At 64.8% G+C, this 19,734-nt stretch carries 21 protein-coding genes; 12 read left to right on the top strand and 9 right to left on the bottom strand.

Annotated elements, in window-relative coordinates; genetic code table 11:
• The first annotated feature begins 19 nt into the window (after positions 1 to 19).
• Complete coding sequence (locus M3A49_RS01865) at positions 20 to 802, top strand: SDR family NAD(P)-dependent oxidoreductase (protein WP_266227261.1); 783 nt, start codon at positions 20 to 22, stop codon at positions 800 to 802.
• A 17-nt stretch (positions 803 to 819) separates the two neighbouring features.
• On the opposite strand, the gene M3A49_RS01860 is transcribed toward M3A49_RS01865, so the two are convergent.
• Entirely contained in the window at positions 820 to 1,812 is a 993-nt protein-coding gene (locus M3A49_RS01860; protein ID WP_266227260.1) for a LysR family transcriptional regulator, read from the bottom strand.
• Positions 1,813 to 2,032: 220 nt separating this feature from the next.
• Here M3A49_RS01860 and rhaM point away from each other — a divergent pair, with 220 nt between their 5' ends.
• From rhaM to rhaS, 6 genes are all read left to right on the top strand, one after another.
• Positions 2,033 to 2,347, top strand: coding sequence for an L-rhamnose mutarotase (gene rhaM, locus M3A49_RS01855; RefSeq protein WP_266227259.1), 315 nt, complete (start codon positions 2,033 to 2,035; stop codon positions 2,345 to 2,347).
• Between the two features lie 20 nt (positions 2,348 to 2,367).
• Complete coding sequence (locus tag M3A49_RS01850; protein WP_266227258.1) at positions 2,368 to 3,273, top strand: amidohydrolase family protein; 906 nt, start codon at positions 2,368 to 2,370, stop codon at positions 3,271 to 3,273.
• Between the two features lie 28 nt (positions 3,274 to 3,301).
• Positions 3,302 to 4,843 (top strand): sugar ABC transporter ATP-binding protein, encoded by a 1,542-nt coding sequence (locus M3A49_RS01845; RefSeq protein WP_416338898.1) that lies wholly within the window; start codon positions 3,302 to 3,304, stop codon positions 4,841 to 4,843.
• Complete coding sequence (locus tag M3A49_RS01840; protein ID WP_266227256.1) at positions 4,840 to 5,895, top strand: ABC transporter permease; 1,056 nt, start codon at positions 4,840 to 4,842, stop codon at positions 5,893 to 5,895. The genes M3A49_RS01845 and M3A49_RS01840 overlap by 4 nt, the downstream gene beginning before the upstream one ends.
• Entirely contained in the window at positions 5,888 to 6,907 is a 1,020-nt protein-coding gene (locus M3A49_RS01835) for an ABC transporter permease (RefSeq protein ID WP_266227255.1), read from the top strand. The genes M3A49_RS01840 and M3A49_RS01835 overlap by 8 nt, the downstream gene beginning before the upstream one ends.
• An 80-nt stretch (positions 6,908 to 6,987) precedes the next feature.
• Positions 6,988 to 7,995, top strand: a complete 1,008-nt coding sequence (gene rhaS / locus M3A49_RS01830) for a rhamnose ABC transporter substrate-binding protein (RefSeq protein ID WP_254353994.1) — start codon at positions 6,988 to 6,990, stop codon at positions 7,993 to 7,995.
• 61 nt (positions 7,996 to 8,056) lie between these two features.
• On the opposite strand, the gene M3A49_RS01825 is transcribed toward rhaS, so the two are convergent.
• Positions 8,057 to 8,752: an SOS response-associated peptidase gene (locus M3A49_RS01825; RefSeq protein ID WP_266227254.1), complete on the bottom strand. Its 696-nt coding sequence runs from the start codon at positions 8,750 to 8,752 to the stop codon at positions 8,057 to 8,059.
• Positions 8,753 to 8,832: 80 nt separating this feature from the next.
• Here M3A49_RS01825 and M3A49_RS01820 point away from each other — a divergent pair, with 80 nt between their 5' ends.
• The 3 genes from M3A49_RS01820 (at position 8,833) to M3A49_RS01810 (ending at position 10,630) form a co-directional block, all read left to right on the top strand.
• On the top strand, positions 8,833 to 9,159 hold the full coding sequence (locus M3A49_RS01820; RefSeq protein ID WP_254353990.1) for a hypothetical protein: 327 nt from the start codon (positions 8,833 to 8,835) through the stop codon (positions 9,157 to 9,159).
• Between the two features lie 215 nt (positions 9,160 to 9,374).
• The gene (locus tag M3A49_RS01815; RefSeq protein WP_254353988.1) at positions 9,375 to 10,220 is read left to right on the top strand and encodes an alpha/beta hydrolase; all 846 of its coding nucleotides are present in this window, start codon (positions 9,375 to 9,377) and stop codon (positions 10,218 to 10,220) included.
• A gap of 245 nt (positions 10,221 to 10,465) precedes the next feature.
• Positions 10,466 to 10,630 carry a DUF1328 family protein gene (locus M3A49_RS01810; protein WP_028203076.1) on the top strand — a complete coding sequence of 55 codons (165 nt, stop codon included), beginning with the start codon at positions 10,466 to 10,468 and terminating at the stop codon, positions 10,628 to 10,630.
• A gap of 125 nt (positions 10,631 to 10,755) precedes the next feature.
• On the opposite strand, the gene M3A49_RS01805 is transcribed toward M3A49_RS01810, so the two are convergent.
• The 7 genes from M3A49_RS01805 to M3A49_RS01775 form a co-directional block, all read right to left on the bottom strand.
• On the bottom strand, positions 10,756 to 11,550 hold the full coding sequence (locus tag M3A49_RS01805; RefSeq protein WP_266227253.1) for an SDR family NAD(P)-dependent oxidoreductase: 795 nt from the start codon (positions 11,548 to 11,550) through the stop codon (positions 10,756 to 10,758).
• A 145-nt stretch (positions 11,551 to 11,695) separates the two neighbouring features.
• Positions 11,696 to 13,828, bottom strand: a complete 2,133-nt coding sequence (locus tag M3A49_RS01800; protein ID WP_266227252.1) for a phosphocholine-specific phospholipase C — start codon at positions 13,826 to 13,828, stop codon at positions 11,696 to 11,698.
• A 102-nt stretch (positions 13,829 to 13,930) separates the two neighbouring features.
• Positions 13,931 to 14,452, bottom strand: a complete 522-nt coding sequence (locus M3A49_RS01795; protein WP_266227251.1) for a PRC-barrel domain-containing protein — start codon at positions 14,450 to 14,452, stop codon at positions 13,931 to 13,933.
• A gap of 135 nt (positions 14,453 to 14,587) precedes the next feature.
• Positions 14,588 to 14,794, bottom strand: a complete 207-nt coding sequence (locus M3A49_RS01790; RefSeq protein ID WP_028203080.1) for a hypothetical protein — start codon at positions 14,792 to 14,794, stop codon at positions 14,588 to 14,590.
• 268 nt (positions 14,795 to 15,062) lie between these two features.
• Positions 15,063 to 15,413 (bottom strand): response regulator, encoded by a 351-nt coding sequence (locus M3A49_RS01785; protein ID WP_254353980.1) that lies wholly within the window; start codon positions 15,411 to 15,413, stop codon positions 15,063 to 15,065.
• 167 nt (positions 15,414 to 15,580) lie between these two features.
• Positions 15,581 to 15,883 carry a DUF2795 domain-containing protein gene (locus M3A49_RS01780; protein WP_266227250.1) on the bottom strand — a complete coding sequence of 101 codons (303 nt, stop codon included), beginning with the start codon at positions 15,881 to 15,883 and terminating at the stop codon, positions 15,581 to 15,583.
• Positions 15,884 to 16,015: 132 nt separating this feature from the next.
• Positions 16,016 to 16,318, bottom strand: a complete 303-nt coding sequence (locus M3A49_RS01775) for a putative quinol monooxygenase (protein ID WP_028203082.1) — start codon at positions 16,316 to 16,318, stop codon at positions 16,016 to 16,018.
• 290 nt (positions 16,319 to 16,608) lie between these two features.
• Here M3A49_RS01775 and M3A49_RS01770 point away from each other — a divergent pair, with 290 nt between their 5' ends.
• Together M3A49_RS01770 and cqsA are read left to right on the top strand one after the other, a co-directional pair.
• Entirely contained in the window at positions 16,609 to 17,778 is a 1,170-nt protein-coding gene (locus M3A49_RS01770; RefSeq protein ID WP_254356657.1) for a GGDEF domain-containing protein, read from the top strand.
• Between the two features lie 602 nt (positions 17,779 to 18,380).
• The gene (gene cqsA, locus M3A49_RS01765; protein WP_254356658.1) at positions 18,381 to 19,682 is read left to right on the top strand and encodes an alpha-hydroxyketone-type quorum-sensing autoinducer synthase; all 1,302 of its coding nucleotides are present in this window, start codon (positions 18,381 to 18,383) and stop codon (positions 19,680 to 19,682) included.
• The last annotated feature ends 52 nt before the right edge of the window (positions 19,683 to 19,734 follow it).

Genomic DNA, 19,734 nt, shown 5'->3' with positions numbered 1-19,734 from the left:
AAGCGACGAGGAGAAACACGTGCTGCTCAAGGACAAGGTGGTGATCGTCACCGGCGGTTCGCGCGGCATTGGCCGCGCCATTGCGATAGCGAGCGCCCGCGAGGGCGCCGATCTCGCGATCAACTACTGGGGCGACAACGACGCCTCGTACGGCCGCCGCTCGGCGATCGACGAGGTGCTGGGCGAGATCGAGCGGCTAGGGCGTCGCGCGATCGCGCTGGAAGGCAACGTGGCCGCGCCGCAAACGGGCGTGGATCTCGTGCGCCAGACCGTGGAGCGCTTCGGCAAGGTCGATGTGCTCGCCAGCAATGCCGGTATCTGCCCGTTCCACTCGTTTCTCGACATGCCGCCCGCCGTGCTCGAACGCACGATAGGCGTGAACCTGAACGGCGCGTTTTACGTGACCCAGGCCGTTGCGCGGCAAATGAAGGAGCAGGGCACGGGCGGCGCGATCGTGGCGACGAGTTCGATCAGCGCGCTCGTAGGCGGCGGCATGCAGACGCACTACACGCCCACCAAGGCCGGCGTGCATTCGCTCATGCAGTCGTGCGCGATTGCGCTGGGGCCCTATGGCATACGCTGCAATTCGGTGATGCCGGGCACCATCGCCACCGACCTGAACGCCGAAGACCTGAGCGATGAAGGCAAGCGCGCCTACTTCGAAAAGCGTATTCCGCTCGGGCGGCTGGGCGCGCCCGAGGACGTGGCCGAATGCGTGGTGTTTCTCGCCTCGGACCGCGCGCGCTACGTGACGGGTGCCGCGCTGCTCGTGGACGGCGGGCTATTCGTGAATCTGCAGTGAGCCCTGGGTCACGCGTTTCAATGAGGAGCGAGCACGGCCGCGTGCGAACCATCGTGAGCGATATCGTCCCTCTTGAAGGGCTGCGAAAAGCGCCGCAGCAAGCCGACGAAATGCTCGGCGGGCTCGGCGAGCGGCTCGTTCTTGCGCGTGAGCACGCCGTAGCCCGGCAGGCTCTTGCCGATTTCGAGCGGCAGCACGACGAGCAGCTTGCCGCGCACATGGTCGCGCACGACCGGCTCGGGCAGCATGGCCACGGCGTCGAAGCTTTCGAGCAGTTGCAGCGTGGCGAAGATCGAGGCCGACTCGGTGAGATTGGCGGGCGTGCCGAGACCGGCGCGCGCGAGTTCACCTTCGAACAACTCACGCGCGGGACTCGTAATGGGCTGCGCCACCCACGGCCAGTCCATCAGTTCCGCGAGCGTGATCTGTTCGCGCCGCGCAAGCGGATGGCGCGCACGCACCACCAGCACGAGGGTTTCTCGCGCGATCGGCTCGAAGCTGAAATCGTTGTGCTGCAGCGGCGTGGTGAGCCGCCCGAGGGCGAGGTCGACTTCGCGCCGATGCAGCAACTGCACGACCTGGTCGCTCGTTTCACCGAGGATGCGCACGTGCAGCAGCGGCCGTTCGGTCTTGAGCGTGGCGACGGCTTGCGCGAGCAAGTCGGGCGCGGCGCCCATGATCGCGCCGACGGTGAGCTGGCCGTGACCGCCGCGACGCTTCACGTCGAGGTCTTCGGCAAAGCGCGTGAGTTCGGCGAGCGCGCGGCGCGCGTAGGCGAGCGTGACGACGCCGAGCGCGGTGGGCTGCATGCCGCGCGCGTTGCGCTCGAAGAGCCGGAAGCCGAACGCTTCCTCGATGTCGCTCAGCATGCGGCTCGCGCTGGGCTGGGCCACGTTGATGGCGTCGGCGGCCTGATGAACGTTGCGCGCGTCGTCGAGCGCGACGAGCAGGGCAAGGTGCTTGAATCTGAGCCGGTTGACGAGTGCGACGACGGAAGTGTGATGGTTCATGGAGCGATCCGGTTTGTGCATCGCCCGATCCCAACATCGGATTGGTTGGCTATCGATGCGGGAATTATAGTCGGATCACCACGCAGCTAACGACGAAAAAACGCGTGCTGGGCGCGCTGCGAAGCCAGGGCAAATACCGAGGCAACGCGTGCCCCTGGTCACATAAGCGGCAAAAGCGGCATAAGCGCACGACATAACATGGCTGGACGGAGACACGATCATGGAGACAATGGCGTTTCGCATGCAGCTCGATCCCGGCAAGCGGGACGAATACGAGCGGCGTCACCGCGAAATCTGGCCCGAGCTGGCGAGCGCGCTGCGCGATGCGGGCGTGGGAAATTACCGCATCTTTCTCGACGAAGCGACGAACCATCTCTTTGCCGTGCTCGAACGCCGCGACGATCACACCATGGACGCGCTGCCCGAGCTGCCCGTCATGTGCAAATGGTGGGATTACATGGCCGACATCATGCAGACGGATGCACACAACGTGCCGCTGCAACAGCCGCTCGTGCAGGTCTTTCATTTGCCTTGAGCTCACGCGAGGAACATGCCATGCAGGTCGTCGATCCACACGTCCACTTCTGGAACCTCGATACGCATCACTACCCGTGGCTCGCGAATCCGGGCACGTCATTCGTGTGCGATGCGCGCGAACTCAAGCACAACTATCTGCCCGCCGACTTGTTGCGCGAGGCCGGCGACATCGACGTGCTCAAGGTCGTACACGTCGAAGCGAACCACGATCCGGACGATCCGGTGGAGGAAACGCGCTGGCTGGAAGGGCTCGCAGACATTGCCGCGAACGCGGGGGAGGCGCATGCGTGGCCCGACGCGATCGTCGCGGCCTGCGATCTCTGCTCGTCCAATGCGCCCGCGGTGCTGGAGGCGCATGCGGCGTTTGCGCATACGCGCGGCATTCGCCAGATTCTCAACGTTCACGAGAACAAGCTCTACGACTACGTGGGGCGGCATTACATGCGAGAGGCCACGTGGCGCGAGAACTTCGCGCTGCTGGAGAAGCACGGTCTTTCGTTCGACCTGCAGCTTTATCCCTCGCAGATGGAGGAGGCCGCCGCACTCGCGCGTACGCATCCCGGCATTCAGCTCGTGATCAACCACGCGGGCATGTTCGTCGACCGCAACAGCGTGGCGGGCTACCGCGCGTGGCGCGATGGCCTGCGCCTGCTTGCGGCATGCCCGAGCGTGGCCGTGAAGATCAGCGGGCTGGCGATGTTCGACCATGCGTGGAGCGTCGAAAGTCTGCGCCCTTATGTGCTGGAAACGATCGACGCATTCGGCGCGGACCGCGCGATGTTCGCCTCGAACTTTCCGGTCGACCGCCTGTTCGGCGGCTATTCGAAGCTTTGGCATGCGTACGCGTCGATCGTAAGCGGCGCGAGCGCGAGCGAACACATGGCGCTATTTCGCGGCAACGCCGAACGTATCTATCGCATTTGAGTGTGCGCGCAACGACATGGAGACAGGCGTGGAAGCAGAAGCAAAAATCAGGGCCGATGACACTCCGCGGCTCGAACTGCGTAACGCGAGCAAGTCGTTCGGGCGCGTGCGCGCGCTCATCGACGGCAGCTTGAGGCTCATGCCCGGCGAGGTGCACGCGCTGCTCGGCGAAAACGGCGCAGGCAAGTCGACGCTCGTGAAGATCCTCGCGGGCGTGTATCAGCCCGATGGCGGCGAAATGCGCATCGACGGCGTGGAGCGCGAGTTCGCGACGCCGGCCCAGGCGCGCGACGCCGGTATCGCGGTGATTTATCAGGAGCCCACACTTTTCTTCGATCTTTCGATTGCGGAGAACATCTACATGGGGCGTCAGCCCGTGGATCGCGTTGGCCGCATCGACTACGACACGATGCATCGCGAGGTCGCGGCGCTGCTTCTATCGCTCGGCGTCGAACTGAAGGCCGAGCGGCTCGTGCGCGGACTCTCGATTGCGGACCAGCAGGTGATCGAAATTGCGAAGGCGCTGTCGCTCAACGCGAACGTGCTCATCATGGACGAGCCCACGGCCGCACTCTCGCTGCCCGAGGTCGAGCGGCTCTTTACGATTGCGCGCACGCTGCGCGACCGGGGCGTGGCAATCCTCTTCATCACACACCGGCTCGAAGAAGTCTTCGCGCTCACGCAGCACGTGACGATCATGCGCGACGGCGCCAAGGTGTTCGACGCGCCCACGGCCACGCTCAAGACCCAGGACATTGTCGCGAAGATGGTGGGGCGCGATCTCGCCACGTTCTACCCGAAGGCGGACGTGCAACCGGGCGAAGTCATGCTGCGCGTGCGCGGCCTCACGCGCCGCGGCGTATTCAAGGACATTTCGTTCGACGTGCGCGCGGGTGAGATCGTCGCGCTCGCGGGACTCGTGGGCGCGGGGCGCAGCGAGGTGGCGCGCGCGATATTCGGCATCGATCCGTGCGACGCGGGGCAGGTTCAGATAGCGGGCAAGCCGCTGGCGTCCGGCATGCCCGCTGCCGCCGTAAAGGCCGGGCTCGCGCTCGTGCCCGAGGACCGGCGTCAGCAAGGTCTCGCGCTCGAACTGAGCATTGCGCGCAACGCCTCGCTCACGGTGCTCGGGCGACTCGTGCGCTTCGGCCTCATTTCCACGGGGCGCGAAGTGCAGCTGGCCGGACAGTGGGGCAAGCGTCTGCGCCTGAAGGCGAGCGATCTGAACGCACCGGTGGGCACGCTCTCGGGCGGCAACCAGCAGAAGGTGGTGCTCGGCAAGTGGCTCGCCACCGGGCCGAAGGTGCTCATCATCGACGAACCGACGCGCGGCATCGACGTGGGCGCGAAGGCCGAAGTCTACGGTGCGCTCGCGGAACTCGTGAAAGAGGGCATGGCCGTGCTGATGATTTCGAGCGAACTCCCCGAGGTGATCGGCATGGCTGACCGCGTGCTCGTCATGCACGAAGGCCGCATCACCGCCGACATCGCCCGTGCCGACGCCAACGAAGAGCGCATCATGAGCGCCGCGCTCGGCGAAACCAACATTCATCTGGGACACGCCGCATGATGCGCCATTCCACTTCTCCTCATCCTCTGCACGGCGGCGAGCCGCGCCCGCAGCGGCGCAACGCGGGTGCGTTGGCCGAAGCGCTGGCGCGCAGCCGCGAGACCACGCTTTTCGTGGTGCTGCTGCTGATCGTGGGCGGCACGGCGCTCGCGCGGCCGCAATTCCTCAACCTGCAGAATCTGCGCGACGTGCTGCTCAACGTCTCCATCGTGAGCTTGCTCACGGCGGGCATGACGATCGTGATCCTGATGCGCCATATCGATCTCTCGATCGGTTCGACGGTCGGCATCAGCGCCTATGGCGTGGGCAGTCTCTACGTGGCGTTCCCGCACATGCCCGTGCTCGTGGCGCTGGTCGCGGGACTCGCCATCGGACTCGTGGCGGGCGCGATCAACGCGCTGCTCGTGGCCGTGGGGCGCGTGCCGTCGCTCGTCGCGACGCTCTCGACGCTCTACATCTTCCGCGGCGCCGACTACGCGTGGGTGCATGGCGGCCAGATCAACGCCACGAGCCTGCCCGACGCGTTTTCACGACTTGCCACAGGCTCGGTGCTCGGCATTCCGGTGCTGGCGCTTATCGCGATCGTGCTGCTTGCCGCGCTCTCCGTGTATCTCAAGCAGTTCCGGCCGGGCCGCGAGTACTACGCGATCGGCTCGAACCCGGAAGCGGCGCGCCTTGCCGGCATCAACGTGGAGCGCCGCGTCGCGACGGGCTTTTTGATCAGCGGCGCGATTGCGGGCCTGGCGGGCGCGCTGTGGCTCGCCCGCTTCGGCACCGTGGATGCGAGCACCGCGAAGGGCATCGAGCTACAGGTGGTCGCGGCCGCCGTGGTCGGCAGCGTGGCGATCACGGGCGGCGTGGGCACGATACTCGGCGCGACGCTCGGTGCGCTCGTGCTGGGCGTGATCAGCATCGCGCTCGTGGTGCTGCACGTCTCGCCGTTCTGGGAGCAGGCGATCCAGGGCGCGCTGATCGTGGCCGCCATTGCCGCCGATACGTTGCTCGCCCGCTCTGTGGCAAAACGCATGATGAGGAAACGCGACCATGGCTAAGAACGCCCCGAAACCCGACGCCGCGCTGCTCACGCGCAAGCCCGGCTTGCCGCTCAGCTGGGAAGCGCTGCTCGTCGTCATTCTCATTGCATCGCTGGTGGTAGGGCGTGTGCTCTCGCCTGTGTTCCTCACGGGCACGAACATCAGCAACGTGCTCGCGGACCTCACCGAAGTCGCGCTCATGGCCTTGCCGATGACGCTCATCATCGTCGCTGCCGAAATCGATCTCTCGGTGGCCTCGGTGCTCGGCGCTTCGAGCGCGTTGCTGGGCGTGCTCTGGCACATGGGCTTGCCGATGCCGGTCGCCATGGCGCTCGTGCTCGTGGCGGGCGGCCTTGCGGGCCTCTTTAACGGGCTCGTGATCGTGAAGCTCAATCTGCCTTCGCTCGCGGTAACGATCGGCACGCTCGCGCTCTTTCGCGGGCTGGCTTACGTGTTGCTCGGCGACCAGGCGATTGCCGACTTCCCGCCGGGTTATACGCTCTTTGGCATGAGCAACCTCGGCAGCACGTTTATCCCGTTGCCGTTCCTGATCGTCGCGGCGTGCGCCATCGTGTTCACGATATGGCTGCAGGCCACGGCTTTCGGCCGCAGCCTCTTCGCGATCGGTGCGAACAGCACGGCCGCTTCGTTCTCGGGCATCGACGTGCCGAAGATCAAGCTGCGCCTCTTCGTGCTCTCGGGCGTCATGAGCGCGCTCGCGGGCATCGTCTATACGCTGCGCTTCACGAGCGCGCGCGGCGACAACGGCGAGGGCTTCGAGCTTTCGGTGATCGCGGCGGTGCTGTTTGGCGGTGTGAGCATTTTCGGCGGGCGCGGGTCGATGTATGGCGTGCTGCTCTCGCTCCTGATCGTCGGTGTGCTGAAGAACGCGCTCACGCTCGTCGATGTGTCGAGCGAAACGCTCACGATCGTGACCGGGGCGCTGCTGCTGGCTTCGGTGCTGATCCCGAATCTCGCCGCGCGCTGGCGCTCGATGCGCGACCGGCGTGCGCTGGCACGGACGGCGTGAACGTGGTGTGAAGAAAGGCAAAGATGTAAAGAGGCAGTCAATCAGCCGGACGCGTCCGGTACCCATCGAGGAGACGATTCATGAGAAAGCCAGTACGTCACGTGTGCACGGCCTTGCTGTGCGCGATGCTAGTGGGAGGCGGTGTCGCGGCGCAAGCGGCCGGCATCAAGGAGGGGTTGAAGATCGCGTTCGTGCCCAAGCAGATCAACAACCCCTACGAGGTGATTGCCGATAACGGCGGTCTGGACGCGATCAAGGAGTTCAAGGGTGAGGGCAAGGCGGTCGGTCCTTCGGACGCGGGCGCGTCCTCGCAGGTCTCGTACATCAATACGCTCACCACGCAGCATCAGGACGCGATCGTCATCGCGGCCAACGATGCGAATGCGCTCGTGCCGTATTTGAAGCGCGCGATGGATCAAGGCATCAAGGTCGTCACGTTCGACTCGGACACCGCGCCCGAAGGACGGCAGATCTTCGTGAACCAGGCGAACGCGGAGAGCATTGGCCGCGGCCAGATCCAGCTCGTTTCGAAGCTGATGGGCGGCGAGGGCGAGTTCGCGATTCTTTCGGCCACGCCCAACGCGACGAACCAGAATACCTGGATCAAGTGGATGCAGGAAGAGCTGAAGAAGCCCGAGTATTCGAAGATGAAGCTCGTGAAGATCGCCTACGGCAACGACGACGACCAGAAGTCCTTCGTCGAGACGCAAGGCTTGCTGCAGGCGTATCCGAACCTGAAGGCAATCGTTGCGCCCACATCGGTCGGCATCGCGGCGGCGGCGCGTTATATCTCTTCGTCGCCGAGCAAGGGCAAGGTGGCGGTGACGGGCCTCGGCACGCCTAACCAGATGCGCGCGTTCGTGAAGAACGGCACCGTGAAGGCGTTCCAGCTTTGGGATCCGGGTGCACTCGGCTATCTCGCCGCGTATGCGGCGGCCAATCTTGCGTCGGGCACGATCACGGGCAAGGAAGGCGAGTCGTTTGACGCGGGCAAGCTGGGCAAGCGCACGATCGGCAAGAGCGGTGAGGTGATTCTCGGGCCGCCCACGACGTTCGATGCTTCGAATATCGATAACTTCAACTTCTGATTCACGCTGCTGGTTTGATTGACGAGGAATGCCAAACGACCCGGCTTTGCCGGGTCGTTTGCTATTGGCCGTTCGAATCTGCCTTGGGGCTCGCGCGCGGGGGCAGGGGCTGAGGCTCGGCCGCCATCCCGTCCACCGGATAAAGATTGAGAAACGACCTCGCCTCATCCATCGAACGGCTCGCCAACCAGTTCTCATACTCCGAAGGCGGCACGATCACCACGGAACGTTTCTCGTCCCCGGGCTTGTGGAAACGCTTCATGAGCGGATGATCGTTCGCATTGACGGTGAGCATCGTGAACGAGTACGCCCTGCCGGCCTCGCCTTCGTCCCACTCGCGCCATAAGCCGGCAATGGCAAACGGCGCGCCATCGGCAAGACCAATGCGCCAGCGCACCGCCTTGCCGGTCTCGTAGCTCGGCTCAAAAAACGCCTCGCATGGAATCAGGCACAGCTGCAGCTTCTTCCAGGCGTCACTGAAGCTGCGCTTCTCACCCACCGATTCGGCACGTGCGTTCATCGTGTCGAACACTTTCACACCTGGCGGAATCTGTTTGCGCGGCACCATGCCGAACGTCGCGAGCAGGGCTTCGTGCGCATCGGGCGCCTCGGGCGCATTGTGCGTCGCGCTCGCACGGCGGATCACCGGCGCGGCATAGTCCTTGAAGATCTCGTCGCGCCACGGGTCGTCCGGCGGCAGGACGCCGTAGTGCCTGAAGAGGTAGTCACGGCGTGCGGCGGCGTAGTTCGTGCACATGGTCGTCTCTCCGTCCCGTCCTTCAGAATCATTCTGACATGTGATAGGCTGTATAAATATACAGTGTTTTGGGGCGGAAAATGGGACGGGATCATCGTCACTTCCCTCCGCTCACGGCGGCGGAGCTGGCTGAAATCTACGACCGGCATCCCTTGCCCGTCGTATTGCGGTTGCTATGGGAAATCCACCGGTTGCGCTCCACCATCAGCCGGGCGAACCAGATCCGGCTCACGATCGGCAGGCGCGTCGGTACGGCGAATACGCCTGCGGGCATGTGGGAGCGTTTCGAGCAGGAACTCGACGCGGAGCCGTGTTTGACCGACCCGCTAACGGCGCGTCAAAAGGGTTTGCTGCACGACGGCGAGCCGGAAGGACGGCTGCGGCGCAGGCGGCGCAACGGCGATTGATCGTTGGCCTGCGCAGCGGAGTCTGCGCAGCGGACTCAGTGAGATAGAGGGCTCTCTCGAAAATGCGGCGTGCGGGGTTTGATCTCCCATCATGTGGGCTCCCACACGCTCGCCAACCATTCGTATGGCACGCTGAAATTTGGCTGTAAGTGGCTCTTGTTAGAGTCCACGAAAGCAGTTGTCTTTCGTGGCAGTCAACACAAGAGCGACTTCTCATGGCTATTGTCCGCGCATGCTGGTTCGTTCTGGCGCTGCTTCTCAGTGCTCCCGTCTGGGCCTACCAGACGCGTATCGTTTCGATCCCCAGCGCCGCGATGCAGCGCTCGTTCGACGCGACCGTGGTCTTGCCCGACGACTACGCGCGCGGCAACCACGCCGCGCGCTTTCCGGTGATCTACGTGCTGCACGGCTCGGGCGGCAGCTATGCCGACTGGACCTCCAACACCCGCATCGGCAAACTCGCCGACCGTTATCACGTGGTGCTCGTGATGCCGGACGGCGGTCACGAGAGCTGGTATATCGACAGCCCGTTCGATCGGAGCAGTCGCTATGAGACGTATGTGGGCAGCGAGGTCGTGTCGTATATCGACACGCATTTCCGCACGATCGCCACGCGCGAGGCGCGCGCGATCACGGGTTTGAGCATGGGCGGTTTCGGCGCGCTGCGCATCGCGCTGGACCGGCAGGAGACGTTCGGTGCGGCCGGCAGCATTAGCGGCGCGGTCGATCCGCGCAACTGCGAAGACGAGCCGGGCATCGATCACGTATTCGGCGATCCCGCGAGGCACGCGTCGTTCTGGAACAGCAATGCGATCGTGGATAGCGCGCAGGACTTCGAGCGCGCCCATATCGCGCTCACCATCGACTGCGGCGTGAGCGACTTCTTCGTGCAGTCGAATCGGACGCTGCATGAAAAGCTCGTTGAATTAGGCGTGCCTCACGATTACGCGGAACGTCCAGGTGGCCATACGTGGTCCTATTGGTCGAACTCGATCCGCTACCAGGTGCTCTTCTTCGCCACGGCGTTCCAGCGCGCCGGCTGGCATCCGCAAGTGGCGTGACGCATCACGGCGCGCGCGTTACCAGCGGCGCGTGTTTGCCAACATCCTTCCGACGTCATTCCGTCACACGATTTCCGGGGACACCTGCCCGGTCTCGGGCACCGCGCTTGCTGTAATGATCCTGCAGGGGCGGGCACGTAGATCCGTCCTGCTCAACCCAGATGCCGGGCATCAGGCGACCGCACGCGGCGCCGGGGCGCGGCGACCACCCTTGAGCCGGTTTGCAACGGATGCAGGAGGACGTCATGCTTCAATACGCTGTCATTTTCTTTATCATCGCGATCATCGCGGCCGTGTTCGGTTTTGGCGGCATCGCGGCGGGTGCGGCATCGATCGCCAAGATCCTGTTCTTCATCTTCCTCGTGATTTTCCTCGTCACGTTGCTGCTTGGCGTCGTGAGAAGGGGCTAATTCGCGAGCCACGCTGGTTGCAGCCGAATCGCAGCCCGCCCACGCGGGCTGCATTTTTGTATTCGACGGCCGCCTTCCTGTCAGTCGTATTGCGAATTAAACAAGCAGGCTTGCAGCCGGGGGCATCACGCGATGGTATCCACCACGCCGCCGTCCACGCGCAAGGCCGCGCCCGTGGTTGCGGAAGCCTCTTTCGAGCACGCGTAGACGATCATGTTCGCCACTTCCTCCACGCTCGCCGCGCGCCGGATGATGGAAGAGGCGCGATGCGTCTGCACGAACTGCGCGGCGACTTCCTCGACGGTTTTGCCCGAAGCGGCCACTTCGTCCTTGAGCATGTGCGTCACGCCGTCGGAGAGTGTCGGGCCCGGCAGCACCGAATTGACCGTGACGCCCGTACCCGCAAGTCGCTTGGCGAGGCCGCGTGCGAGCGCGAGTTGCGCGGTTTTCGTCATGCCGTAGTGGATCATGTCGGCGGGAATGTTCAAGCCCGATTCCGACGAGATGAACACGATGCGCCCCCAGCCGCGCTTGGCCATGGCATTCGCATAGGCGCGCGAGAGACGTACGCCCGACATCACATTCGTTTCGAAGAAACGCAGCCACTCGGCGTCGGGAATCTCGAAGAAGTCCTGCTGCTGAAACACGCCGAGATTGTTCACGAGAATGTCCACCTGCGGATGCGCCTTCACGAGCGCGTCGCATCCCTGCGCACTGGAAAGATCGCCGACGAAGCCCTGCACCCGCGCGCCGGGCGCAGCGGTACGCAGTGCAGCCTCGGCTTCGTGCACGTTTTCGGTGTGACGGCTGCTGACGATCACGTCGGCGCCCGCGAGCGCGAGGCCTTTGGCCGCGGCAAGACCGATGCCCGCAGCCGAGCCGGTGACGAGCGCGAGTTTTCCAGTCAGATCGATTTTCATGCGGGCTCCTTGAGGGTAAGGCTGGCCAAGCTTCCGAACGCGCATTGAACGCGTGTTGAACGTTCCGGACGCAGCGTCGCGCGCGGCCATCGTGAAGGGAACGGGCAGTGTACTGCGCGGGCGCTCTTGATGTTTCTCAGGCGCCTCACTCACCCATTGCTGGATCGCTCACGCTGTCCTTGCCGGTTTCTACACGACCCGCGAAGCGCCGGATCACGCCGTTCTCCGCGCTCAGCGTGAAGTCGTACCAGCCGCCCGAATCCGCGAGCGCCAAGTTCGACTGCACCTGTTCGCCTGCGCGCAACGCGTAAGTCCGGGGCCCGTCGCTGCGGTAGGCATTGGCCGCCACGCTCACGTTCGAAGCCGCGCTCGCGCGATTCGCGATGCTCAACTCGAGTGCATTGCTAGCGGTGTCGTAGCGCACGCGCACTTCGGGATTGGGGCCATGCGCCGCCGCACGCACGTTGCCCTCGAAGGCACGATGAAAGCCGTTCGGGCCAAGCACCCACAGGCGGTACGCACCACCGTCGGCGGCGGTGGGCGTCCACGTGTCGCGCAGTGTCTTGCCGGCTTCGACGGTGTAGCGGCGCGGCGACCTGTCGAGATGAAGCGTGTCGTACACGTGAAAGACGGCGCCGGCTTTCCCTTCGTTGCCGAACTCCAGTTGAACCTTGTGATGATGCCCGTCGACGCTCGCATCCACGTTGAGGCGGTACGGCAGGGCGCGCGAGGGCCGCGCCCCGCGCGCCTGCTGCGGCATGGTCTGCGTGTCGGGCTGTGGCACGGGCACGGGCTTGAGCGCGTTCTGTTGCTTGTTCAACGCATCTGCCTCCCCCTTCGACGGCGTGGAAAACGCCTGCACGGGCTTTTCGTTCGGTGTGCTGAAGTTGAATGCCGAGGTGAGATCGCCGAATACCGCACGCCGCCACGGGCTGATATTCGGTTCGCGCACGCCGAAGCGCGTTTCGATGAAGCGCAGCACCGACGTGTGATCGAAGACTTCGGAGTTTACATAGCCGCCGGTGCTCCACGGCGAGACGACGATCATCGGCACGCGCGGCCCGGGCCCGAACGGCAAGCCGTCTGGCGCGACCGGCTTGCCGTCGCCGGGAGGGTTCCGCATGGTGAAGTATTCGTGGCGCGTAGTGGCCGTGGATTTGCCTGCGTACTTGCCGTCCTTGACGGGCGAGGGCGGGCAAGGCGGCGGCATGTGATCGAAGAAGCAATCGTTCTCGTCGAAATTCACGAAGAGCACGGTCTTGCTCCAGATGTCCGGGTTGCGCGTCAGCGCTTCGAGCAGCTTCTGCAGGTAGTACGCGCCCTGGCCTGGCGTCGAAACGGCGGGGTGTTCGGAATAGGCCTGCGGCGCAATGATCCAGCTCACCTGAGGCAACTGGTTCGCCGCAATGTCGTCATTGAGCGCCTGCAGGAAGCCGCCATCGGGCATCGTATTGCCGACGCCCTTATAGAGCGGCTCGCGTGCGTCGAGCGCCTGGCTCCACGGCACGTTGGGCGAGCCTTCGATCGCCTCGAGAACCTTGCGATAGCTCGCGAACCCGACGAGCGGATTGTCCGTGTAGTTATCGGGCTGGTTTTCGTACACCTTCCACGTCACGCCTGCGGCCTGCAGGCGTTCGGGATAGGTGGTCCATTTCAGACCCGTGGATGGCGCGCCGATGTTGTCCCAGCCATTGTTGTCGACCACGGCATAAGGCGAGGCCGTGGGGCCGTTCGTGCCGGTGAACAGAAAGAGCCGGTTCGAATTGGTGCCGCCGTGCAGCGAGCAATAGTAGGCGTCGCAGATCGTGAAGGCGTTGGCGAGCGCGAAATGAAACGGCAGGTCGGAGGCGTGAAAATAGCCCATCGACGCGTCGCCCTTGAACTTGGGCCAATGCGTCATGCGGCCATGGTCCCAGGCCTCGTGGGCGTCGGCCCAGTTGTGCGCGCCACCCGCGAGCAACGCGTTGCCCTTGCGGCTGTCGAGGTAGAACGGCAGCAGCGTGCGTGTGCCGTCGCTCTGTTGCCAGACGTCGGCGCCGTCGGGCAGAGGAATCGTGATGCGGTCCGAGAAGCCGCGCACCCCGGGCAGCGTGCCGAAGTAGTGGTCGAACGCGCGGTTTTCCTGCATGAAGACGACGATATGCTGCACGTCTTCAATCGTTCCGGTTGCGTTGTTTGCAGGAATGGCCAGTGCCCGCTGGATGGCGGGCGAAGCCAGGCTGAGCGCCGCGCCCGCGGCGGCGGCGCGAAGGAAATCACGGCGGTCCATCGAAGTCATGGTGTGTTCGCGTTGTTGTCGTTGTGCTCGCGACCATTAGCATGACACGTTGGCGCCGCCGCGGGCGCCCGATGAACGGTTGTGGATGCGCGTGCGCGCTCGTCAGAGCTTCACGCCGCCGGCCTCCGGCGGCTCGCGCCCCGGCTCGTCCAGCGGCAGGCTCGCGGCGTCGTCGCTCCAGTACGGTTCCCGGCCGTAGTACTGGTGCACGGAGCTAGCCCAGGTGCGATCGGCCATCGAAGGCCACTCGTGTCTATCGAAACCCGGCGCGTTCTTCACGCGCTCGGAATTGAGTGCGATGACGAAACATTTGCGTGCCGCGTCGAGCGTGAGGGCACTCCACGGCACCGCGAGCAGCTTGTCGCCAATGCCGAGAAAGCCGCCGCTCGACATCACCATGTAGGCAACGCAGCCGCTTTCCACGTCGAGCATGATCTCCTTGACCTTGCCGACTTCGTCGCCGTCCGAACTCAGCACGCGGTCGCCGTCCAGCGTACTGGCCGCCATCACGTCGGGGCCGGGGCCACGCTTGGCCGCCTGGTCGCGGCCGACGATACGTGCACCGTCGCGTGCGCCTTCGCCGCCGGGCGACGCTGAACCGATTGGGGTTTGCGAGTAGGCCATGATGTTCTCCTTGTTCATGATGAAACACGCACGCCGGGGGTCTCCCGCGCGCGGCGCGCGCCGGTTATCCAGAAAATTGCAGAAGTTGAGGGCGCAACCATGCGCCATGGCGGCCGAGGTGGCGTGAAGGAAGATTCAGTTGCTCTTTCCGCCGCCGTCCAGGCCCGCGCCTTTGCGCCACACTTCCTTGCCTTGCTCCGAGAGTTCGCCGCTGCTGTGGGTGGCGTCGGGCTCGGTGCCGTGCACGGCCATATCGCCGCCCGGCGGCTCCGTGGCCCCCTTCTTCTCGCGCTTGCGTTGCGCCACGCGCTCGTCGTGCGAGCGGCCTGCGTATTCGCTCATTTCGACCTCCCTTGGATATGCGCATCGCATCACGGCGCGGTGCGGCATGAGGGTTCGATCCCATGCCGGCCCGAAATGGACCGGCCACTCGGATTCCACAGCATCGGTCATGCCGCGGCGTGCCTCGGCTGTCGATCGGGAACCGGTCAGGATCCCGAATCAGGAAACGTCCACGAATGGTCGCGTTGCTCGCCCCGGAGTCGCGCCAGTCGCTACAACGATGATGTAAATCGTTCATGCGATGCAGGCGGCAGGAGGCTCGAGCTTGTCAGGGCGTGGCGACCCGGTGGAGGATGTCGAGCAGTTGCGAAACCGCGAAGGGCTTGCGCAGGAAGCCCACGACGTCGGCGTCGGGGGGCAGGGCGACGAGCGCGGAGACGAGCACGAGCGGCACGCCCGCGAGCTTGCTGCTGCGCCTCATTTCACGCATGAGGGAGAGACCGTCCATGCGCGGCATCATGCAGTCGGAGATCACGACATCGGGAGGGTCGGCGAGCGCGCTTTGCAGTGCATCCGAACCGTCTGCGGCGGTTCTGACCCGATAACCTTCCTGCCCGACCAGTTCCTTGAGCGCATCGAGCGCGTTGCTGTCGTCGTCGACTAGTAATACGGTTGCCATACGTTTCTTGCGTGAGCGGCCCGGCCGATCGTGGCGGCTGTGCCTTTGTTCTTCGCGATCGCGTCGCGACGGGCCGAGGATGTCCGACGGCCGTCCCGCAAAGCGCAATTTCTGTTCCCGTGCCGCGCAATCGAGCTCCGCGATCGGCATCGTTTCGGTTTCGGTCGTCATCCTGGCGTCGCCGTGCCCCGTTGGGCGGCGGAGTCGTGCGCGCCCAGTCGCGCCGCGACGATGAGCGCCGAGACTTCGGGAAAGCTGCCGAACGCCTCGTCGGGCAGGTGGCGCAGGGCGTCGATCACGTCGCGCGGCGCGCCGCTGCGCTCGGCGCTTTCGATCAGCGTGGTGGGGTGCGCGGGCCAGGTGACGCGTTCGAGGGCGTGCAGCACGCGCTCGCTCAGCGCCTGTGCGCTCGAACGCGCCTGGTCTGGGGTGTGAGCTCGTGTTGCCTCGCAAGCGGAAGCAGGCTTCATCGGCTTCTCCTTCGAAGATCACGACCCCTCCCGCAGATGCCATTCCTGGCGCCTTTTACCTGTGCGTGCGCGATTTACGGGCAGGCAAGGACGTGGACGCGCGCACGTTCGCCTGGGCAATCTGGCGGCCGTTCAGGCGGGAAGCTTGTCGGCGAGCACGTCGGCGCGGCGGATCTGGGGCGGCGCGGCCAGCAGGTCGCCCGCGCGCGCCATCAATGCCGCGGCCACCTGGCCGTTCAGATGCGCGTTGCGGCCGGCTTCGTCGTCGAATGCATCGAAGATCGCAAACGTCGTGGCGTCGAAGCGCACGCCGAACCAGGCCGGCGTGCCGGGCTCTGCATCGACCAGCGGCTTCGCGCTCGCGAGAAATGCCGCCAGTTCCTCTTCCTTGCCGGGCTGCGCGTGCAGCTCGACGTACAACGCATGTTGGGTCATGACATGGCTCCTGTTACGTCGTGGCGTCTCATGCATGGTCGCGGTGCTTTGGGGCGTTCGTCAAGCGCCGGGAGGGCGCGGCGGGTTTTTCCTGCTTGCCGCGAGAAAGTTACGATTCGTAGTCCAGATAGAGTCGGGAGGATTCAGGGTTTTGTCTGACTACGCCGGGTCACAGCCGCGCTTCGGCCGGCCAGCCATCCGGTTTTGAATAAACCCTCTACACGGGGGCAGGGCGAATGTTTTTCAAATTGATGCCGTAAACTCAGGCATATCTTCAGACCACGCCGTACATGCTAGATCCGGTCAATATCCTTCTCGTCACGGTGCTTTCGAGCATCATGAGCCTGGCCATTCTCGGCTCGCTGCGGCCTGCGGGTATTCCCGGCGCAGGGCGGTGGATCGGCGCCTATTTGATGGCGAGCGTCGCGCTCCTGCTTGCGGGCCTGCAACGGCTTGGCTTGCCCTTCCTCACCGTGTTCGTTTCGAATACCTTGCTGGCGCTCGCCGTGGTGCGCCTGCTCGAGGGCTGCCGCCAGTTCTTCGGGCTCAAGCCGCGTGTGCCGCTCGCCTACGCGGGAACCGTTGCGCTAGCAACGGGTATTGTGTGGTGGTATTGGGTGACGCCCAGTCTCGGCGCGCGCGTGGCCGTCGTCTCCGCATTTCATGCGGCCATCTACGCGTCGCTCGGCTGGCTCTCACTGCGTTGCCGCCCGCCTGAGCGCCCCGTGTACAGCTACCGGTTCGTGACCCTGGCCGCCTGGCTGGGCGCGTTCGCGCACGCGCTGCGCGGGGTGATGTACGGCAGCGGCTTCGTGAAGCAGTACGGGCTGCTCGACTTCACGCCGCTCAACGTCGCATGGCTCGCACTCGGCATTCTCGTGTTGCCTTCGCTTTCGATCGGCATGGTTCTGCTCGCGCACGATCGCATGGCCGAACGGCTCGAACGCCTCGCGAACCAGGACGAGCTGACCGGCGCGCTCACGCGTCGCGCCTTTCTCGCCCAGGCGAACGCGTCGCTCGAAGCTGCGCGCGAGAAGGGTCAGCGGGTCGCGTTCGCGATTGTCGATATCGATCACTTCAAGTCGATCAACGACCGCTACGGGCACGCCACAGGCGACCGCGTGCTCGCGCAGTTCTGCCGCGTCGTGAAGGGCGGCGTGCGTGCGGAGGACGTGTTTGGCCGCCTCGGCGGCGAGGAGTTCGCGTTGCTCTTTGTGGGCATGAGCCGCGACGATGTCGTGACGCGTCTCGATGAACTGCGCGTGCTGACGCTCTCCGTGCGCCGCAGCGCCGACGCTCACGCCCGCGAATCGGGCCAGGAGGCCCACGACGGCCTGACGTTCAGCGCCGGCTTGGATGAACTCCAGGCGCAAGACTCGCTCGCCACGTTGATGGCGCGCGCCGACGCCGCGCTCTATGTCGCCAAGTCACGCGGGCGCGACCGCGTTGTGGCCATCTGACGATCCTGTCGGTCTCCTTCGCGCAATCTATGCGTGGTGAATCAACGCTCGCGCTCATGCGCGGCGCGATGGGCAAACCTTATCGAAACTCCATGCGCTACGCATAGTTGCGCACTGCGAAGGCCTTAACAGCGCTGTTTTTAAACGATAATTATCAATGGCGCGACTGACGTTGCGTGCAGCGTGAAGGCGCTTTCGCTGCATGACGTGCATGGTCCAGGTGGCCTGCGTGGCGCGCCTCAAAAATTTTCGGGCGGGCGTTTCTTCCCTTGTAACCAGTGGCGATCACGCGAAGCGGGATTCGTGCGGATATGAAGGCGCCTGCTCCCGGCGCCCCGCGCCCGCATTGGTTTTCGAATTCGCTCCGCTCTCAAGCGCGCTCTGGCGCCGCCGGCCGTGACCGCTCCCCGCCGCGCGCCGCGACTCACGCGCTCGCCAGTCATTGCATCACCCACATTCAAAAGTCCGCTGCCGGAATGCGCACGTCAGGCCTCATCGCGCGTGTCGTTTCGCTGCGGGCACATTACGGGCCTGCCTTTCGGAATCCTTCCTGACCAGACAAGTCGCCTCCGGGGCCGGCCTTTAACCACAAGGAGCCTGAGATGAAAGTTGGCAGCAACTGGCGTAACGCATATAACAACGACGCGGCATTGCCCGCATTCCTCGCCGCACGTGTCGATCGCTACTACACCGAGCGCGTGCAGGAAAGCTGGGCCGGGGGCCACATCATGAAGGGCCGTGTTGCCGATGCGGATGCCTTGCACCTTTCGAGTAACGACTACCTTTCGATTGCGCGCCATCCCGAGATTCTCGATGCAATGTGCATGAGTATCCGCTCGGAGGGCAACGGGCTCCTGATGTCGGGTGTATTCCTGCACGGCGACGACTGCCCGCAACTCGCGCTCGAAGACCGCTTCGCGTCATACATGGGGGCCGAAGCGAGTGTGTTGTGCCAGTCGGGTTTTGCCGCGAATACGGGACTGATCCAGTCGATCGCCAATGCGCAGACGCCGGTGTACGTCGACATGATGGCGCATATGTCGCTGTGGGAAGGCATCCGCAGCGCCGGCGCGCGTGCGATCAGTTTCTTCCACAACGATGTCGATCACCTCGAGCAGCGCATCCAGCGCTACGGGGCCGGGATCGTGATCGTCGATTCGGTGTACAGCACCAACGGCAGCGTGGCGCCGCTCGCGGCGATCGCCGAGGTGTGCGCCGAGCACGACTGCGTGCTGGTCGTCGACGAATCGCACTCGCTCGGCACGCACGGCCCGCACGGTGCGGGCATGGTGGCCGAGCTCGGGCTCATCGACCGCGTGCATTTCCGCACCGCGAGTCTTGCGAAGGCGTTTGCCGGGCGCGCGGGCATCATCAGCTGTTCGCGCCGTTTCCAGGAGTACTTCAAGTGCGAGGCGCTGCCCGCCATTTTCAGCTCGACGCTGCTGCCGCACGAAACGGCGGGTCTCGCGGCCACGCTCGACGTGATCGAGCGCGAAGACTGGCGGCGCGCGCGCGTCGCGGCCAACGCGCGGTACGTGCGCTCACGGCTGGCCGAACTTGGCTACAACCTGAACGGCAGCGAAACGCAGATCATCGCGCTCGAAGCCGGGCCGGAGCCGCAGACGATCGTACTGCGCGACGCGCTCGAAGCGCGCGGCATTTTCGGTTCGGTGTTCTGTGCGCCCGCCACGGCGCAGAACCGCTCGCTCGTGCGGCTCTCGCTCAATGCGGCGCTGTGCGAGGAGGAACTGGAGCGCCTCGTCGAAGTGTGCGCGGAGATTCGCGACGAGGTGCAGATGTGGAACTGGCCGTCCACGCGCCGCAACGAACGCAACGCGGGCCGTGCGCGCGTACGTCTGCCGCAGGCCGTGGTGAACATGCCGATGGTGGCCGTGGCGGCCTGAACCGCGCGCGGTTGAGGTGGCGTCGAGGCAGAGATAGCGTGGGGCGCACCCG

Source organism: Paraburkholderia sp. CNPSo 3076 (assembly GCF_026343935.1).
Classification (GTDB): Bacteria; Pseudomonadota; Gammaproteobacteria; order Burkholderiales; family Burkholderiaceae; genus Paraburkholderia; species Paraburkholderia nodosa.
Note: the sequence above shows the minus strand (reverse complement) of the source record. Positions and strands in the feature narration are given on the sequence as shown.

Excerpts from the sequence above, each read along its gene's own strand:
- M3A49_RS01860 (WP_266227260.1), bottom strand. The coding sequence starts at position 1,812 with ATGAACCATCACACTTCCGTCGTCGCACTCGTCAACCGGCTCAGATTC.
- rhaM (WP_266227259.1), top strand. The coding sequence starts at position 2,033 with ATGGAGACAATGGCGTTTCGCATGCAGCTCGATCCCGGCAAGCGGGAC.
- M3A49_RS01850 (WP_266227258.1), top strand. The coding sequence starts at position 2,368 with ATGCAGGTCGTCGATCCACACGTCCACTTCTGGAACCTCGATACGCAT.
- M3A49_RS01840 (WP_266227256.1), top strand. The coding sequence starts at position 4,840 with ATGATGCGCCATTCCACTTCTCCTCATCCTCTGCACGGCGGCGAGCCG.
- M3A49_RS01835 (WP_266227255.1), top strand. The coding sequence starts at position 5,888 with ATGGCTAAGAACGCCCCGAAACCCGACGCCGCGCTGCTCACGCGCAAG.
- rhaS (WP_254353994.1), top strand. The coding sequence starts at position 6,988 with ATGAGAAAGCCAGTACGTCACGTGTGCACGGCCTTGCTGTGCGCGATG.
- M3A49_RS01825 (WP_266227254.1), bottom strand. The coding sequence starts at position 8,752 with ATGTGCACGAACTACGCCGCCGCACGCCGTGACTACCTCTTCAGGCAC.
- M3A49_RS01820 (WP_254353990.1), top strand. The coding sequence starts at position 8,833 with ATGGGACGGGATCATCGTCACTTCCCTCCGCTCACGGCGGCGGAGCTG.
- M3A49_RS01815 (WP_254353988.1), top strand. The coding sequence starts at position 9,375 with ATGGCTATTGTCCGCGCATGCTGGTTCGTTCTGGCGCTGCTTCTCAGT.
- M3A49_RS01810 (WP_028203076.1), top strand. The coding sequence starts at position 10,466 with ATGCTTCAATACGCTGTCATTTTCTTTATCATCGCGATCATCGCGGCC.
- M3A49_RS01805 (WP_266227253.1), bottom strand. The coding sequence starts at position 11,550 with ATGAAAATCGATCTGACTGGAAAACTCGCGCTCGTCACCGGCTCGGCT.
- M3A49_RS01800 (WP_266227252.1), bottom strand. The coding sequence starts at position 13,828 with ATGACTTCGATGGACCGCCGTGATTTCCTTCGCGCCGCCGCCGCGGGC.
- M3A49_RS01795 (WP_266227251.1), bottom strand. The coding sequence starts at position 14,452 with ATGGCCTACTCGCAAACCCCAATCGGTTCAGCGTCGCCCGGCGGCGAA.
- M3A49_RS01790 (WP_028203080.1), bottom strand. The coding sequence starts at position 14,794 with ATGAGCGAATACGCAGGCCGCTCGCACGACGAGCGCGTGGCGCAACGC.
- M3A49_RS01785 (WP_254353980.1), bottom strand. The coding sequence starts at position 15,413 with ATGGCAACCGTATTACTAGTCGACGACGACAGCAACGCGCTCGATGCG.
- M3A49_RS01780 (WP_266227250.1), bottom strand. The coding sequence starts at position 15,883 with ATGAAGCCTGCTTCCGCTTGCGAGGCAACACGAGCTCACACCCCAGAC.
- M3A49_RS01775 (WP_028203082.1), bottom strand. The coding sequence starts at position 16,318 with ATGACCCAACATGCGTTGTACGTCGAGCTGCACGCGCAGCCCGGCAAG.
- M3A49_RS01770 (WP_254356657.1), top strand. The coding sequence starts at position 16,609 with ATGCTAGATCCGGTCAATATCCTTCTCGTCACGGTGCTTTCGAGCATC.
- cqsA (WP_254356658.1), top strand. The coding sequence starts at position 18,381 with ATGAAAGTTGGCAGCAACTGGCGTAACGCATATAACAACGACGCGGCA.